The sequence below is a fragment of the Pseudomonas sp. B40(2017) genome (assembly GCF_002112855.1).
In the GTDB taxonomy this organism is placed as follows: Bacteria; Pseudomonadota; Gammaproteobacteria; order Pseudomonadales; family Pseudomonadaceae; genus Aquipseudomonas; species Aquipseudomonas pharyngis.
In genome coordinates this window covers 613,024-629,123 of record NZ_NEIT01000006.1, presented here as the reverse complement: position 1 = coordinate 629,123, position 16,100 = coordinate 613,024, and the positions used below count along the sequence as shown (strand labels likewise).

Sequence of the window (16,100 nt, the reverse complement as noted above, 5' to 3'; positions counted from 1 at the left end):
TAGCTCGCTAACTATTAAAAAGATCAGGCGAGTTTGATGGCGTAGCCTTCTTCGCTGATCGCCTCGATCACCTGCTCGGCGCTCAGCGCACTTTCGACGCCGACTTCCTTCGCCGCCAGATCGACCCGCACGCTGGCGGCCGGATCCTTGCTCTGCACCGCCTGGGTGACGGCCTTGACACAGTGACCGCAGGACATGCCTTCAACAGTGAACACTTGCATGGAATGACTCCTTTGAGTGAGGTTGCCGGCAGTTTCAGGCTTGCCACGATGGCAAGGTCAAGTTCTGCAAAAAACTGCCGGGCTGGCAATCGGCGCCGCGCTCGGCCAAGCTGCACGCATCAATGACATGAATTCAGGAGATTCAGCCATGCGCTGGTCAGCTTTCAGCCTGTTTGGCTTACTCAGCCTCTTTGCCGCGATCCCTTCGGTGCAAGCCGCCGGGGAAGATTACGGGGTGCTGATCATTTCCCGCGAGCGCCTGGAAGTGGCGACCTCCTGCGAAATCGGCGTGTACATCCAGGATCAGCTGTCGGCGCGCCTGTTTCAGGAGCAAAGCACATCGTTCAACCTGCCGCCGGGCAATGTCTCGCTGCGCCTGAAGCTGCTGCCGGGGCAAATGCCGGGTTGCAACCCGGGCATGCTCGCGCCGGGCTCGCAGGAGATCAGACTGCATGCCGGCGACATCCTGAAATTCCGCATCGCGATGAACCAGGAAGGCATGTACCTCAAGCCGACCGGTCTCGGCTACTGAGCAGTCAAAAATGTGGGAGCGAGCCTGCTCGCGATGACGGTAATACAGGCAACCTCGATGTTGACTGTAATTACCCAATCGCGAGCAGGCTCGCTCCCACAATTTTTTGGCGCTTGACCTTGCCAGCATGGCAAGGTTGATCCTGTAGACATCCACTACAGGGAGTACGACCGATGTCCGATTCCATAACGTTCGATCTGCCCATCAGCGGCATGACCTGCGCCAGTTGCGCCGGCCGTGTCGAGCGGGCGTTGAGCAAAGTCAGCGGCGCCAGTGCCGTCAGCGTCAACCTCGCCACCGAAAAGGCCCGGGTGCAGGCCCCCGGCGACAGCCTGCCGGCGCTGATGGAAGCAGTCGAACGCGCCGGTTACAGCGTGCCGCAGCAGACCCTGGAATTGAACATCGACGGCATGACCTGCGCCTCCTGCGTCGGTCGTGTCGAGCGCGCTCTGAACAAGGTTGCGGGGGTGAAAAGCGTCAGCGTCAACCTCGCCAATGAACGCGCTCATCTCGAATTGCTCGGCGCGGTCGACCCGCAAACCCTGATCGCCGCCGTGAGCAAGGCCGGTTATTCGGCCAGCCTCTTCGAACTCGAAAATCCGCAATCCGACAATCGTCAACAGCGCCTGGACCATGAGCGCTGGGCACTGATCTGCGCCATCGCCCTCGCCTTGCCGCTGGTGCTGCCGATGCTGCTGCAACCGTTCGGCATTCACTGGATGCTGCCGGCCTGGGCGCAATTCGCCCTCGCGACCCCGGTGCAATTCATTTTCGGTGCGCGGTTTTATCTGGCGGCGTGGAAAGCCGTACGCGCCGGGGCCGGCAACATGGATTTGCTGGTGGCATTGGGCACGAGCGCCGGTTATGGCTTGAGTCTCTACGAATGGGCCACCGCCGACGGAGGCATGCCGCATCTGTATTTCGAAGCCTCTGCGGTAGTCATCGCTCTGGTGCTGCTCGGCAAATACCTGGAAAGCCGCGCCAAACGCCAGACCGCCAGCGCCATCCGCGCTCTGGAAGCTTTGCGGCCAGAGCGGGCAATTCAAGTCATCGATGGCCGTGAACAGGACGTCGCCATCAGCGCCCTGCGTCTTGGCGACCGAGTTCTGGTCAAGCCCGGTGAACGCTTCCCGGTAGACGGCGAAGTGCTGGAAGGCCAGAGCCATGCCGACGAAGCGCTGATCAGCGGCGAAAGCCTGCCGGTGCCTAAACAGCCGGGCGACAAGGTCACCGGCGGTGCGATCAATGGCGAAGGCCGCTTGCTGGTGAGCACCACGGCGCTCGGTGCGGAAAGCGTGCTGGCGCGGATCATCCGTCTGGTGGAGGACGCCCAGGCTGCGAAAGCACCGATCCAGAAACTGGTGGATAAGGTCAGTCAGGTGTTCGTACCGACCGTGTTGCTGCTGGCCCTGGCCACGCTGATCGGCTGGTGGCTGTATGGCGCGCCGTTGGAAACCGCGCTGATCAACGCCGTCGCGGTGCTGGTAATCGCCTGCCCCTGCGCCCTCGGCCTGGCGACACCGACCGCGATCATGGCCGGTACTGGAGTGGCCGCCCGTCACGGGATTCTGATCAAGGACGCCGAAGCACTGGAACGTGCCCATGAAGTCAGCGCCGTGGTGTTCGACAAGACCGGCACCCTGACCTCCGGCACGCCGCGCATCGCGCATTTCAGCGCGATCGACGGTGATGAAAACGCCCTGCTGACAGCGGCCGGCGCACTGCAACGCGGCAGCGAACATCCGCTGGCCAAAGCGGTGCTGGATGCCTGTGCCGAACGCCATCTGAGCGTGCCGGATGTCAGCGACAGCCAGTCCCTGACCGGGCGCGGCATCGCCGGCAGCCTCGACGGCCGGCGCCTGGCGCTGGGCAACCGGCGCTTGCTGGAAGAAAGCGGTCTGAATGCCGGAGACCTGAGCGAGTCCGCCAAGGCTTGGGAAACCGACGGTCGAACGCTGTCCTGGCTGATCGAGCAAAGCCCGGAACCTCGCGTACTCGGGCTGTTCGCCTTCGGCGACACCCTCAAGCCCGGCGCGCTGCACGCGGTGCAACAACTGGCGGCCCAGCACATCCACAGCCACCTGCTGACCGGCGACAACCGCGGCAGCGCCCGGGTGGTGGCCGAAGCGCTGGGCATCGAAAATGTCCACGCCGAAGTGCTGCCGGCGGAAAAAGCCGCCACTGTCGCCGAGCTGAAAAAAACCGGGGTCGTGGCCATGGTCGGTGACGGCATCAACGACGCACCGGCGCTGGCCGCGGCCGACATCGGCATCGCCATGGGCGGCGGCACCGACGTGGCCATGCACGCCGCCGGCATCACCCTGATGCGCGGCGATCCGCGGCTGGTGCCGGCCGCACTGGAAATCAGCCGCAAGACCTACGCGAAGATCCGCCAGAACCTGTTCTGGGCCTTCGTCTATAACCTGATCGGCATTCCGCTGGCGGCGTTCGGCTTTCTCAATCCGGTGTTGGCCGGTGCGGCGATGGCCCTGTCGAGCGTCAGCGTGGTGAGCAATGCGCTACTGTTGAAAACCTGGAAACCCGAGGATCTGGAGGACAACCGATGAACATCGGCCAAGCGGCCCGCCACAGTGGCCTGAGCGCGAAGATGATCCGTTATTACGAGTCGATCGGTCTGCTCAAGGCCGCCCATCGCACCGACAGCGGCTATCGCGTCTACGGCGACGATGACCTGCACACACTGGCATTCATCAAGCGCTCGCGGGATCTGGGTTTTTCGCTGGAGGAAGTCGGCAAGCTGCTGACCCTCTGGCAGGATCGCCAGCGCGCCAGCGCCGATGTGAAGGCCCTGGCCCGCCAACACATCGACGAGCTGAATCAGAAGATCCGCGAACTCGGCGAACTGCGCGACACTCTGCAGGATCTGGTCGAGCACTGCCACGGCGACCATCGCCCGGACTGTCCGATCCTCAAGGAACTGGCGTCGGGCTGCTGCGCGCAACCCGCGCGCGCCTGAGCAGCAGGATTTTCATCGACAGCACTGTGGCGAGGGGAATGCCGTGGAACAGCAGCACCACGGCACCCGGCGCCCACCACGCATAGAACGGCGCGGCGATCAGCATGCCGACGCCGAACCCGGTCATCTGCAAAAGCGTCAGGAAGCTGAAGATCGGCAGGCGCAAAGGCTCCGGTTCCCGTTGCAGACGTGACATCAGGCCGACTTCCGAGAAGCCGTCACCCAGCCCGGCCGGCAGCGAAAACAGCAACAGACCGACGACGCTGTGCTGCTGGAACATCAGGATGAAGCCGCAGGACATCAGCAGCACGCCACCGAAGTAGCGGCGCTCCAGATGAATGTTGTCGGTGCCGTTCAGGCGACTGGCGATCCGCGCGCCGAGCAGTTTGCCGACGGCCCACACTGCGAGCATCAGGCCCAGCGTGGTGCTGGCCGAGTCCGGCGTCAGCAGTTTGGAGATGATCGGAAAACCGACGTTGTGCGCAGCGCTGCCAAGGGTGTCGGCCATGGTCACCGCCAGCATCGCGGCCACCACCGGGGCACTGCGCAGGCCTTGCAACAATGCCGACCACTCACCCTGTTTAGCGCTGGATTCGGCCACCGGCTCCGGTGCACTGAACCGCAGCGGCGCAATCAATACCGCCGCCAACAGATAGGTCACCGCGTTCAGCGCAAACACCGTTTCAAAACCAAACCCCGCAACCAGCAACCCGGACACCAGACTGCCGCCAACCATCGCCATGGACGAGGCGGATGTGATCCAGGCATTGGTCTTGAGCAACTGCACCGGCTCGATCAAGCGCGGCAACTGACTGTTGAGGCCGATGGCGAACATCGAATTGCCAAAGCCCAGGCCGAACGCAATCAGCGGCAGCCACAACGTTTGCTGGCTGACCGGGACGATCAGCAACAATCCAAGCACGGCAGCGCGCAGCAGATCGAAAGTAATCAACGGCAGGCGGCCACTGCATCGACGATAAAACGCGGTGCCGATCAGGCTGGCAAAAATCCCGCCGCCCACGCGACTGGCGAGAAAGATCCCCACGCTCATCGCGCTGTTGCTCAGCAGGTAGACATAAGTGGCCAGCGCAACCATGTTGAGGAACGCGCCGAAATCGGAGATCAGCCGCGCCGTGATGATCAGCCGGGCATTGCGGGAAGTGCTGACCACAATCAATCCTTGAATGTGTAAAACCCGGCCGAAGCCGGGTTTTGTTTTTCAGATGCTCACTGCATCCACGGTGGCGGAGGCGGTTCGTCGGACTTGCCCTTGGGCTCGTCGTCCGCCGCACGGATGGCTTGCTTGCGCTCCTCATCCAGACGCGCCGCTTCGATCTCGCGCAGCACCCCGCCGACATCGGCCAGGTCCTCGGGATCGTCGAACTCGCCGGTCAGCACGCTGGCCGGGTGCAACGTACCCGCTTCGTACAGCGCCCACATTTCCTTGGCGTACTTGGTCTTCTTCAACTCCGGGGCGAAGCGGCCGAAGTACGACGCCATGTTGCCGACGTCACGCTCCAGCATGCTGAACGCATGGTTGTTGCCCGCCGCGTCCACCGCTTGCGGCAGGTCGATGATGACCGGCCCCGTCGGCGTCAGCAGCACGTTGAACTCCGAGAGGTCACCGTGCACCAGACCGGTACACAACATCAGCACGATCTGCGAAATCAGGAACGCGTGATATTCGCGGGCCTGATCCGGCTCCAGCACCACGTCGTTCAGACGCGGCGCGGCATCGCCGAATTCGTCGGCCACCAGTTCCATCAACAGCACGCCGTCGAGGAAGTCGTAGGGCTTGGGCACTCGCACACCCGCGCCAGCCAGACGGAACAGCGCCGCGACCTCGGCATTCTGCCAGGCGTCTTCGGTCTCTTTGCGACCGAATTTCGACCCCTTGGCCATCGCCCGGGCCTGTCGGCTGTTGCGAACCTTGCGGCCTTCCTGATACTCGGCCGCCTGGCGGAAACTGCGTTTGTTCGCCTCCTTGTAGACCTTTGCGCAACGTAACTGATTGCCGCAGCGCACCACATAAACAGCTGCTTCTTTGCCACTCATGAGTGGACGCAGCACTTCGTCGACCAGACCGTCCTCGATCAGGGGTTCAATGCGTTTTGGAGTCTTCATCAGCTTTTATTGTGGGTCCTTTATTACCAAACACGCGAATGTCATTCGTTATACGGCAATCCTCGCATCGCGGGGAGGGGTTGCCGACCTGTGAACCTGTGGATGCACACACTGTGCCGGACAAATCAGGTCAATTCGCCTCTTTATCGACCGCTTCGAATCATAGCCGAGGCCGGCGAATTTATAGGCGCCAGGACTTGAGGGCATTTGCGACAGAATCTGACATCCAACCGAACAGGTCTCGTAAGAATTTTCTCCCAAGACCTCAATTTCCCCCTTCATCAGCCGAATTCCTCTGAGACAGAGGAACTTGTCCGACAATCGTTCCAAAAAAATCTTCGATGTCGCACCCAGGGAAACGGGTGAGAAATAGGTTTTTCGGCTGCCAATAACCGCGAGTCATCTGCACTGCGTGGGCCTACAAGAAAATCTGGAGCGCGGATGAACATCAAACAGAAGTTGACCTGGGCGTTTGCAATCATCGCCTGCTTGCCCGTGGTGCTGGTCGCCACGCTGGTGGTACTGAACCTGCGCAGCGATGCCCGGGACGATTTTGTCGACAGCAGCGGGCGCGAGATCCGTCAGGTCAGCAATGCCATGCAGCTGTTTTTCGACGGCATCAGCCAGAACGTCGATTACCTGGCGGCGCAGCCGCTGGTGCGGAACGCCGATGGCAGCGTGCGCAGCCGCATGAGCGCCAACGCCTCCGATACCTCGGATGGCGAGATCGACAAGCAACTGTTTGCACTGTTCGAGGGGCTGGCCAAATCCCACCCGGCCTACTCCTACGTCTCCTATGGATTGAACAGCGGCGGCTATGCCTTCTGGCCGGGCGATCCGAAGATGGCCAACTACGACCCGCGCACCCGCCCCTGGTACAAGACGGCCATGGCCAACCCGGGCAAGACCCTGCGCACCGAGGCCTATTACTGGGCCGGCGACGACGCGGTTCTGGTCAGCACCGTGCGCGCGGTCGCCAACCAGTTGGGTGCCCAGGGTGGGGTGGTCAACATTGACGTGTCGCTCAAACAACTGACCGAGATCGTCAAACAGATCAAGCTCGGCGAAAGCGGTTATCTGATGCTGATGGAAAACACCGGCACGGTGCTGGTCGATCCGAAGCAACCGGAGCACAACTTCAAGCGACTCGACAGCCTCGGCGACGGCTACGCGCAACTGGCCAAGGCCGGCAAAGGCCTGGTTGACATCGAGCTCAACGGCGAGCGTTACATGGCCAATGTCTGGCCCTCGGAGCAACTGGGCTGGACCTTCATCGGCCTGATCAAACAGAACGAAGTGATGAGTTCCGCCACCCAACTGACTTGGCTGATCGCGATCATTGCGGCCGTGCTGGCGGTGTTTTTCGCGGTGGTCGGTGCCAGTTTCGCCAGCCTGATCGTGCGGCCGATCCGCAGCGTGGCCAGTGGTCTGGAAGGCATCGCCCAAGGCGAAGGCGACCTGACCAAGAGCCTCGATATCCGTGGCAGCGACGAAACCGCGCAACTGGCCAACTGGTTCAACCAGTTCCTCACCGCGATCCGCAGCCTGATTCAGCATATCGGTGGCGCGGCCGGAAAAATCCTCGCCACTTCGCAGAGCTCGACCCGGGTCTCCGGCGACATGGCCGAAGCCGCCGGACGCCAGCGCGAAGCGGTGGACATGGTCTCGACCGCGTTCCACGAAATGGTCGCCACCGCCAACGAAGTCGCCCGCTCGTGCAGCCAGGCGGCGGAGTCGGCCGACAGCGGCCAGCGCCAGGCCCGCGAAGGTCAGCAGCAGATCGATGCGGCGGTGCACAGCGTCGATCAACTGAGCCAGGAACTGGAGCAGTCGGCGCAGTCGATGCAGCAACTGGAGCGCGACAGCAACGACATCCAGTCGATCCTCGGCACCATCCGCTCCATCGCCGAACAGACCAACCTGCTGGCGCTCAACGCGGCCATCGAAGCGGCGCGGGCCGGTGAGCAGGGTCGTGGTTTTGCGGTGGTGGCCGATGAGGTTCGCGCACTGGCCAAACGCACGGCGGATTCGACGGCGGAAATCGACGGGCTGCTGGGCAACCTGGCCAAACGCACCAGCGCGGTGACTCAGCAGATGCGCGCCAGCCTCGATGTTTCGCAGCAATCGGTGGCACGCATCGGCGAAGCGCGAGAAAGCTTCGGTCAGATCCGTGAGTCGGTGGATGTGATTCGCGACATGAACACGCAGATCGCCACGGCCGCTGAAGAGCAGCATCAGGTGGCTGAGGACATCAATCGGCATATCAGCCAGATTCATGGTGATGCGCAGTTGGTGGCGGAGCTGGCGAATTCGGCGCGGCTGGATTCACAGAGTCTGGCGGGGCTGTCGAATGAGCTGGATGGGTTGGTGCGCAGGTTCCGGACTTGAGATTGGCGGGCAACCTGAAAAGCGCCCTCACCCCAGCCCTCTCCCGGGGGGAGAGGGAGCCGAATCGGGGATGCTTTAGAAATCCGCCGACATGAAAGAACGTTGTTGAATCCATAATCGACACCGATCTTTCAGGTCGATGTATAACGCCAGACACCTCGGTCAGTCCCCTCTCCCTCCGGGCGGTCCGACGTTTCGGGAGGGTTAGGGTGAGGGCAAGCTTTTGCTCTTCTAGCGCTCGATGATCGCCGTCACACCCTGCCCCCCCGCCGCACAAATCGAAATCAACCCCCGCCCCTGCCCCGCCGCATCCAGCAACTTCGCCAGGTTCGCCACAATCCTCCCGCCCGTCGCGGCAAACGGATGCCCCGCCGCCAGCGAGCTGCCCTTGACGTTCAAGCGGCTGCGATCAATCGAGCCCAGCGGCGCGTCCAGCCCGAGCCGGGTCTTGCAGTAGTCCGGATCCTCCCAGGCCTTCAACGTGCACAACACTTGCGCGGCGAAGGCCTCGTGAATTTCGTAGTAGTCGAAGTCCTGCAAGGTCAAACCATTGCGCGCCAGCAAGCGCGGCACTGCATAGACCGGTGCCATCAGCAGCCCTTCGGCACCGTTGACGAAATCCACCGCCGCCGCTTCGCCGTCCCGCAGGTACGCAAGGATCGGCAGACCACGTTCCCTCGCCCACTCTTCGCTGCCCAGCAACACCACCGACGCGCCATCGGTCAGCGGCGTCGAGTTGCCGGCAGTCAGCGTGCCTTTGGCGCTTTTCTCGAAGGCCGGTTTCAGGGTCGCGAGTTTTTCCAGGGTCAGGTCCGGGCGCAGGTTGTTGTCGCGGGTCAGGCCGAGGAATGGGGTCATCAGGTCGTTGTGCCAGCCTTCGCTGTAGGACGCCGCGAGTTTGTGGTGACTTTCGAAGGCCAGTTGATCCTGTTCCTCGCGGGGGATGTTCCAGGTCTGCGCCATCAGCTCGCAGTGCTCGCCCATCGACAGGCCGGTGCGCGGTTCGCCGTTGCGCGGGAAGTCGGGGATCAGGTGTTTCGGGCGCAATTGCAGAAAGGTCTTGAGCTTGTCGCCGGTGGACTTGGCGCGGTTGGCTTGCAGGAGGATCTTGCGCAGGCCTTCGCTGACGCTGATCGGCGCGTCCGACGTGGTGTCGACACCGCCGGCAATACCGCAATCGATCTGGCCGAGGGCGATCTTGTTCGCCACCAGCAGCGCCGCTTCCAGGCCGGTGCCGCAGGCCTGCTGGATGTCATAGGCCGGGGTGGCCGGCGACAGCCGCGAGCCGAGCACGCATTCGCGGGTCAGGTTCATATCCCGTGACAATTTCAGCACCGCCCCTGCGACCACTTCCCCGATGCGTTGGCCGTGCAGGTTGTAGCGTTCGATCAGGCCTTCGAGGGCAGCGGTGAGCATCACCTGATTGCTGGCGGTGGCGTAGGGCCCGTTGGAACGGGCGAACGGAATGCGGTTGCCACCAATGATCGCGACGCGGCGCAGCTGACTCATGAAATGCTCCTTGTGAAATATCCGGTCTGAAAATCGAGCGCTGAAAACCCGGTCGGGCCACAAAAGCGCCGAGGGCAAACTACTCTGCTGTTCTAGCGTAGGCCTTATTGCGTGGATCGAACGATTGATTGCGCTTCGCAGTCCACACTTTGAACCCCATCTTCTGGAGAGCGTTCCATGTCTGACCGCTATATCGACTTCGCCAACTCGCCCATCGGCCACCGTCTGGTCGGGGCCCTGGGCCTGCCGTCGCCGGTGCGGCTGGAACGCTGGCAGGCCGGGCGCCTGCGGCCAGTGGACGGTGCGCTGCTGATCGGCGGTGGTCCGCTGGCCGAGCAGGTCAGCGCCTTTGCCAACCGGTTGACCGATGCCATTTATCGCTACGGCGACCAGCCGGCGAGCGCCACCCAATGGATTCCCGGCCATGGCCCGAAACTCAAGGCCGTGGTGTTCGACGCCAGCGATTTGCAGCACACCGACCAGCTCAAGCAACTGCGCGAGTTCTTCCAGCCGTTGATGAAGAACCTCGACAGCAGCGCGCACCTGGTAATCCTCGGCCGCGCCCCGGAAACCCTGCGTGAACCGTTTGCCGCCAGCGCACAACGGGCGCTTGAAGGTTTCTCTCGCTCGCTGGCCAAGGAACTGCGCAGCGGCGGCACGCTGCAACTGATCTACGTCGGCGAAGGTGCCGAGAATCAGCTCGAAGGGCCGCTGCGGTTTTTCCTTTCGCCGAAAAGTGCATTCGTCTCCGGGCAGGTGATCCGGCTGACAGCCTGCGCCACCCAGGTCACCGACTGGACGCGCCCGTTGGCCGGACGCAAAGCACTGGTCACCGGTGCGGCGCGCGGCATCGGCGCCTCCATCGCCGAAACTTTGGCCCGTGACGGCGCCGAGGTGATCCTGCTCGACGTGCCGCCCGCGAAAACCGATCTGGAAGCCCTCGCCGCGCGCCTCGGCGGGCGCGCCATCACCCTCGACATCTGCGCCGAAGACGCCGCTACGCAACTGATCGAACAGCTGCCAGACGGCCTCGATATTCTGGTGCACAACGCCGGCATTACCCGCGACAAGACCTTGGCCAACATGACCCCGGAATTCTGGGACGCGGTGTTGGCGGTCAACCTCAACGCACCGCAAGTGCTGACCAAGGCCCTGCTCGACAGCGGCACTCTGCGCGATAACGCCCGGGTGATTCTGCTGGCCTCGATCAGCGGCATCGCCGGCAATCGCGGGCAGACCAACTACGCGGCAAGCAAGGCCGGGCTGATCGGACTGGCCCAGGCCTGGGCGCCGACCCTGCTGGAACGCGGTATCAGCATCAATGCCGTGGCGCCGGGATTCATCGAGACCCAGATGACTGCGCACATCCCGTTCGGCCTGCGCGAGGCCGGGCGGCGCATGAGTTCGCTGGGCCAGGGCGGCCTGCCGCAAGACGTCGCCGAAGCCGTGGCCTGGCTGGCACAACCGGGCACCGGCGCGTTCACCGGACAAGCGCTGCGGGTGTGCGGCCAAAGCGTTCTGGGGGCCTGAGCATGAGCATCGAATGGCAAACGCTGCACTACGAGCCGAGCCTGCCGGGGCTGTATGCCCGGGCGGCGACCCGACGCAAAATCACCGGCACCACCCTGCCCGCCAGCGGCTTGCGTTGCGCCGTCGAGGTCGATGGCAAACGTCTGGCGGCCTATCGCAAGGTCTGCGGTTTCACCGATGACGGTCTGCTGCCGCCGACCTATCCGCATAACCTGGCGTTCGCCCTGCAGATGCAATTGCTGACGGCCAAAGACTTTCCGTTCCCGCTGCTGGGGCTGATTCATCTGAGCAATCGCATCCGCGTGTTGCGGCCGATGGGCGGGATCAGTCGTGCGCAAGTCAGTGTCCGGGTGCATAACCTGCAACCCCATCCCAAAGGCGCGACCTTCGATCTGCTGACCACCCTCGACGATCAACTCGGCCCGTTGTGGGAAGCCGAAAGCCAAATGCTCTGTCGCGGCGTGAAGCTTGAAGGCGAACCGGTCGAACAGGCCTGGGAGCCGGCGCTGCCGCTGATGCAAGTGGCGCAATGGAAGGCGCCGGCGGACATCGGCCGGCAGTACGCGAAAGTCTCCGGCGACTACAACCCGATCCACCTGAGCGCCGCCAGTGCCAAGCTGTTCGGTTTCCCCACGGCCATCGCCCACGGGTTGTGGAACAAGGCCCGCACGCTGGCGGCGCTGGCAGATCATCTGCCCAAGGCCAACCTTGAGGTCACCGTGCATTTTCGCAAACCGGTGCGCCTGCCGAGCGAGGTGAGCCTGTTCGCCAGCGCTGCCGGTTCCAGCGGTGAGTTGCGCCTGATCGGCGCCGGTGATCTGGAGCACATGGTGGGCAACTGGCAGCCGGTAGCCTGACATCGAGGCCGGGAAAACCTGCTCAATTGTGTATATATCACTTAAGTTTTCCCGCGCCGCACAAACCTCCCTCGCCGAAACCCAGCCTTGATTTTCAAGGCTTTTTTTTGCGCGCCTATATCCTCGGTATTAGTCGTTAGGCGGCACTCGCATCCCCCTGCATAAAGGCGTTAATACCAACTTGAGAATGGCGTGGATCCGGCCTTGCGATTGATATGAGCACAACGGACGAAGGCACTGCCGGCAACAGAATCGGCGGGCCATCGAAAACAACAAACGTTGTGACAGGTGCAAGGAATAACGCTCATGAAAACTCAGATGAAAGCTCAGGCGGCATGGTGCAAATCGGCAACGGCACTGGCCCTCATTCTCTCCCTCGGTCTGGCCGGTTGCAGCAGTGGCGGCGGCGGTCATCACAGCAGTTCCGGCAGTTCTTCCCCCGACAGCTCGACTGCGGGTACTGGCGGCACCGGTGGCACGGGTGGAACCGGAGACACCGCGGGCACTGGCGGTACCGGTGGCACTGGCGGAACGGGAGGGACAACGGATCCGACCAATCCCACCAATCCGACGGACCCGACGAACCCGACCAATCCCACGACCCCTTCGCTGGTGACGACCACCCTGGTGCAGGACGTCGGCAATACCGTCAGCGGCGTCGGCGATGGCGTCGGCCAGATCGGCGACTCTCTCAGTGGCGTGCCGGTAGTCGGCGGCGTGGTGCAAAGCGCCGCCAAAACCGCCGGCAACGTTGTGACCACGCTGGGTGACGGCGTAGCCAACGGCATCGGCAAACTGGCGACCACCGACAATGGTCTGGGCGTCACCGCTTCGGCGGTCGGCGGCGTGGTGCAGGATGTGGGCAACGGCGTGTCCGACCTGAGCGGCAAACTGGCGACTGCCACGGGCAGCGTTCCTGTGGTTGGCGGTGTGGTGACCAAGGTCGCCCCAGTGCTCAACGGAGTCGGCGAAAAGGTCACCATGCTCGGCGACACCCTCAGCACCGCCACCACCACCGGCCCGCTCGGCTCGGTGACCAAAGAAGTCGGCAGCAAACTGGTGCCGGTGATTGCCATGGTCGAAAGCACCACGGACAAACTCGGTACGGCTACAGGACTGGGCGCGCCGTTGAACGGTTTGGTCCAGAAGGTCGGCAGCACGGTGGACGGCGTGGGTGACAAGGTCACTGTCGCCGGCAACGGCAACGCTCTGACCAACACCGTCGGCGGCGCCCTGAGCAATGTCGGCACTGCCGTCGGCAAGGCCGGTGGGCTGGTGGACAACGGCACCGGTTCGGGAACAGGCGTCGGTGGCGGTCTGGGCAGCAATGGCTTGCTGCAAACCGTCGGCGGCGCCGTGGTCAACGTCGGCGCCGGCTTGAGCAGCGGCAATGGCACTCTCGCCGCACCCGGGGGCGTGCTGGCGGCGGCCGGTAACACCGTGGCCTCGCTCAACACCGTGCTCGGCGGTTCGGGCTCGCCGATCACCAGCCCGACCACTCCCCTGGCAACCCTGGGCAACAACGTGGGTGCCGGACTTGCGCCAGTCACCACGGCGGTCACCAGCCTGACCCAGAACGTCGGCGCCGCCACCGGGCTCGGCACTCCGGTCGCCGGTCTCACCGGTCAGGTCGGCGGTGCCGTCGGCAATCTCGGCAACACGATTGCCAGCACCAACAGCAACCCTGTAGTGACGGCGGTCGGCAACACCGTCACCACGGTGGGCAATACGGTCACTGCGGTCGGCGGACTGGTCAACGGTGGCACCGCCACCGGGACTGGCGGCGGACTGGGTGGCGCCCTCGGCGGTCTTACCGGCGCCCTGGGCGGCAACAAACGCTGAATTGCACCTGGCCGATTCGACGGCCGAACCTACAGCGCCTACGCTTGGTTGAGGGCGGAAGATTCCCACGAGTCTTCCGCTTTTTTCTTAGGAGAAAACCCGCCCGGTGCTGGGGTTTGAACATGGAGTGTCCTATGCGCGTTATGGCATCCCTGCTGTTTCTCAGTCTCAGTTGCACAACCCTCGCCGACACTCTGCCCAGCTTTCTTAACAGCAACGAAACCATCCGCAACCTGCCGGTGCCGAACCTGCCCGCCGACGCCTACCGGCCGAACGCCGCGCCGCTGCAAGTGCCGGAGCCCGGCGCCACCGCCGCGCAGCCGTTGTTGATGGGCACGAAGATCAACCTCAGGACCGTGCAGATCGAAGGCGGCACGCTCTACCCGTTGAACGAACTGGCAGAAATCTACAAGCCCCTGATCGGTCGCGAGAGCAGCCTTGCCGACCTGATCGAAGCCACCCGCAACATCACCCGTCGCTACCAGCAGGACGGTTATCTGCTGTCCTACGCCTTCCTGCCACAACAGAACTTCGACGACGGCGTGGCGCGCGTCGTGCTGGTGGAAGGCTACGTGCGCGACGTGCAGATCGCGGGCGACGTCGGGCGGGTCAAAGCCCTGCTCGAACGACTGGCGGCCAAGCTTCAGGCTGAGCGCCCTCTCACACGCAAGACGTTCGAGCGCTACACCACACTGATGACCCGCATTCCCGGCGTGACGATCCAGGCCCAGGTGCCGCCACCCGGCACCACCGAAGGTGCAACCACGCTGGTGGCCCAGGCCAGCCGCAAACCGTTCACCAGCACCCTGAGCACCACCGAAGACAACCGCAACGGCACTCAGGCCCTGCTCGGTATCAGCAGCAATTCACAAACCTCGATGGGCGAACAACTGAGCCTCAGCGGCCTGTTTCCACCGGGGGATGATCACGAGCGTTACTACCGGCTGGACTACAACCAGTTCGTCAACGACGAAGGTGCGCAACTGAGCCTGTCGGCCTCACGCTACCGGGCCGATCCCGGCACCAACGTAGTGCTGAACAACGGTCTGGAACTCAAGCCGCATCGCGAAAACGACCGTTACTCGCTCGGCTTCAGCCTGCCGCTGATTGCCGCCTCGGATGAACTGCTGACCGCTGGATCGCGCCTGTACGCCGTCAACGACAAGACCCGCTACAACGTGATCGGCTACCCGCTGAGCGTCGAAGAACGCACCGACATACGCGCCCTCGCCTTCGAAAGCGACTGGCGCAAGGCCGATGCCCGGCAACTGCGCATTCTCAGCGGCGGCGTGTACCAGGGCTTCGACAGCCTGGGCGCGCACACCAACAACAGCGCCATCGACCTCGATTTTTTCCGGGTGCGTCTGTCGGGGGTGCAGAGCGACAAGTTCTTTGATAACTGGCAAGGCGTACTGTCAGCCGCGTTGTACTGGAGCGACGACACCCTGCCCGACAGCGAGCGCGCGGTGTTCGGCGGGCAGAATTTCGGCCGTGGTTATCCCGATGATCAGGCGTCCGGCGACAAGGGCTGGGGCGTGGCTTACGAAATCAACTACAGCTTCAACCGCGACGGCAATTGGGTGCGCATCCTGCAACCGTACTTCGTGCTCGATCGCTCGCGCAGCTGGTTCAATGAATTGCCGGTACAGGCCAACAACCTGTCATCGGCGGCGGTCGGCCTGAGATTCGGCGATGCGAAGTACTACAACATCGCCCTGGAAGCCGCCAAGGCGATGTCGGATGAAGCGCTGGATACGTTCAACCGCCGGCCGCGTTACAGCATCAGTTTCAGTTATCAGCTATAGACCGCCGTCGCAGGCAACGCCGGTTGCCTGCGACGAGCTAGTTATTCGTTTCGATCTTGCCCCCGGCATCCGGGTCGTAGAAATCGGGGATTTCATATTTGTACTTCTTCAACCAGCGCTGCATCGCCAGCTCACGCTCGGTGGCCGTGGCCGCCTGCGGATCGGGGGACGCGGCCTTGTTGCGGCTTTGCAGCAACAGCCAGCCTTCGGTTTCCTGCTGCTGGGCCGAGGCCGGGCCGGCGTCGATGGCCAGCGCGCCGAGCGGCAGACTCAACAGGCTCAGGCAACACAGGGTCTTGAACGTGTTCATGGCAT

At 63.2% G+C, this 16,100-nt stretch carries 13 protein-coding genes and 1 pseudogene; 9 read left to right on the top strand and 5 right to left on the bottom strand.

The genetic code is table 11. The features are described 5' to 3' along the window. Positions 1 to 23: 23 nt before the first annotated feature. Positions 24 to 221, bottom strand: coding sequence for a heavy-metal-associated domain-containing protein (locus CAF76_RS19880; protein WP_007958490.1), 198 nt, complete (start codon positions 219 to 221; stop codon positions 24 to 26). Between the two features lie 148 nt (positions 222 to 369). Between CAF76_RS19880 and CAF76_RS19875 the strand changes: the two genes are divergently transcribed. The 3 genes from CAF76_RS19875 (at position 370) to cueR (ending at position 3,730) form a co-directional block, all read left to right on the top strand. After that, the gene (locus tag CAF76_RS19875; protein WP_064593272.1) at positions 370 to 753 is read left to right on the top strand and encodes a hypothetical protein; all 384 of its coding nucleotides are present in this window, start codon (positions 370 to 372) and stop codon (positions 751 to 753) included. 173 nt (positions 754 to 926) lie between these two features. Next, on the top strand, positions 927 to 3,320 hold the full coding sequence (locus tag CAF76_RS19870) for a heavy metal translocating P-type ATPase (RefSeq protein WP_085648142.1): 2,394 nt from the start codon (positions 927 to 929) through the stop codon (positions 3,318 to 3,320). Further along, on the top strand, positions 3,317 to 3,730 hold the full coding sequence (gene cueR, locus CAF76_RS19865) for a Cu(I)-responsive transcriptional regulator (RefSeq protein WP_007958485.1): 414 nt from the start codon (positions 3,317 to 3,319) through the stop codon (positions 3,728 to 3,730). Before CAF76_RS19870 ends, cueR begins: the two co-directional genes overlap by 4 nt. On the opposite strand, the gene CAF76_RS19860 is transcribed toward cueR, so the two are convergent. Together CAF76_RS19860 and CAF76_RS19855 are read right to left on the bottom strand one after the other, a co-directional pair. Then, positions 3,684 to 4,901 (bottom strand): MFS transporter, encoded by a 1,218-nt coding sequence (locus CAF76_RS19860; protein ID WP_085648141.1) that lies wholly within the window; start codon positions 4,899 to 4,901, stop codon positions 3,684 to 3,686. The two genes, cueR and CAF76_RS19860, sit on opposite strands and share 47 nt — an antisense overlap. A 56-nt stretch (positions 4,902 to 4,957) precedes the next feature. After that, on the bottom strand, positions 4,958 to 5,854 hold the full coding sequence (locus tag CAF76_RS19855; RefSeq protein ID WP_007958482.1) for a PA4780 family RIO1-like protein kinase: 897 nt from the start codon (positions 5,852 to 5,854) through the stop codon (positions 4,958 to 4,960). Positions 5,855 to 6,295: 441 nt separating this feature from the next. Between CAF76_RS19855 and CAF76_RS29120 the strand changes: the two are divergent. Then, positions 6,296 to 7,384, top strand: a pseudogene (locus CAF76_RS29120) (cache domain-containing protein); the annotation flags it as partial. Positions 7,385 to 7,474: 90 nt separating this feature from the next. Then, the gene (locus tag CAF76_RS29115) at positions 7,475 to 8,242 is read left to right on the top strand and encodes a methyl-accepting chemotaxis protein (protein ID WP_371850984.1); all 768 of its coding nucleotides are present in this window, start codon (positions 7,475 to 7,477) and stop codon (positions 8,240 to 8,242) included. 231 nt (positions 8,243 to 8,473) lie between these two features. On the opposite strand, the gene CAF76_RS19845 is transcribed toward CAF76_RS29115, so the two are convergent. Beyond that, a complete protein-coding gene (locus tag CAF76_RS19845; protein WP_085648139.1) occupies positions 8,474 to 9,751 on the bottom strand; it encodes an acetyl-CoA C-acetyltransferase in 1,278 nt (425 codons plus the stop codon). A gap of 177 nt (positions 9,752 to 9,928) precedes the next feature. Here CAF76_RS19845 and CAF76_RS19840 point away from each other — a divergent pair, with 177 nt between their 5' ends. The 4 genes from CAF76_RS19840 (at position 9,929) to CAF76_RS19825 (ending at position 15,785) form a co-directional block, all read left to right on the top strand. Beyond that, positions 9,929 to 11,281: a 3-oxoacyl-ACP reductase gene (locus CAF76_RS19840; RefSeq protein ID WP_085648138.1), complete on the top strand. Its 1,353-nt coding sequence runs from the start codon at positions 9,929 to 9,931 to the stop codon at positions 11,279 to 11,281. A 2-nt stretch (positions 11,282 to 11,283) separates the two neighbouring features. Then, complete coding sequence (locus CAF76_RS19835; RefSeq protein ID WP_085648137.1) at positions 11,284 to 12,138, top strand: MaoC/PaaZ C-terminal domain-containing protein; 855 nt, start codon at positions 11,284 to 11,286, stop codon at positions 12,136 to 12,138. Between the two features lie 306 nt (positions 12,139 to 12,444). Next, positions 12,445 to 13,980, top strand: a complete 1,536-nt coding sequence (locus tag CAF76_RS19830) for a collagen-like triple helix repeat-containing protein (RefSeq protein ID WP_178076186.1) — start codon at positions 12,445 to 12,447, stop codon at positions 13,978 to 13,980. Positions 13,981 to 14,114: 134 nt separating this feature from the next. After that, a complete protein-coding gene (locus CAF76_RS19825; protein WP_085648136.1) occupies positions 14,115 to 15,785 on the top strand; it encodes a ShlB/FhaC/HecB family hemolysin secretion/activation protein in 1,671 nt (556 codons plus the stop codon). Between the two features lie 37 nt (positions 15,786 to 15,822). Here the strand turns inward: CAF76_RS19825 and CAF76_RS19820 are convergent, their stop codons facing one another. Beyond that, entirely contained in the window at positions 15,823 to 16,095 is a 273-nt protein-coding gene (locus CAF76_RS19820; protein WP_039772498.1) for a DUF3613 domain-containing protein, read from the bottom strand. Positions 16,096 to 16,100 lie beyond the last annotated feature (5 nt).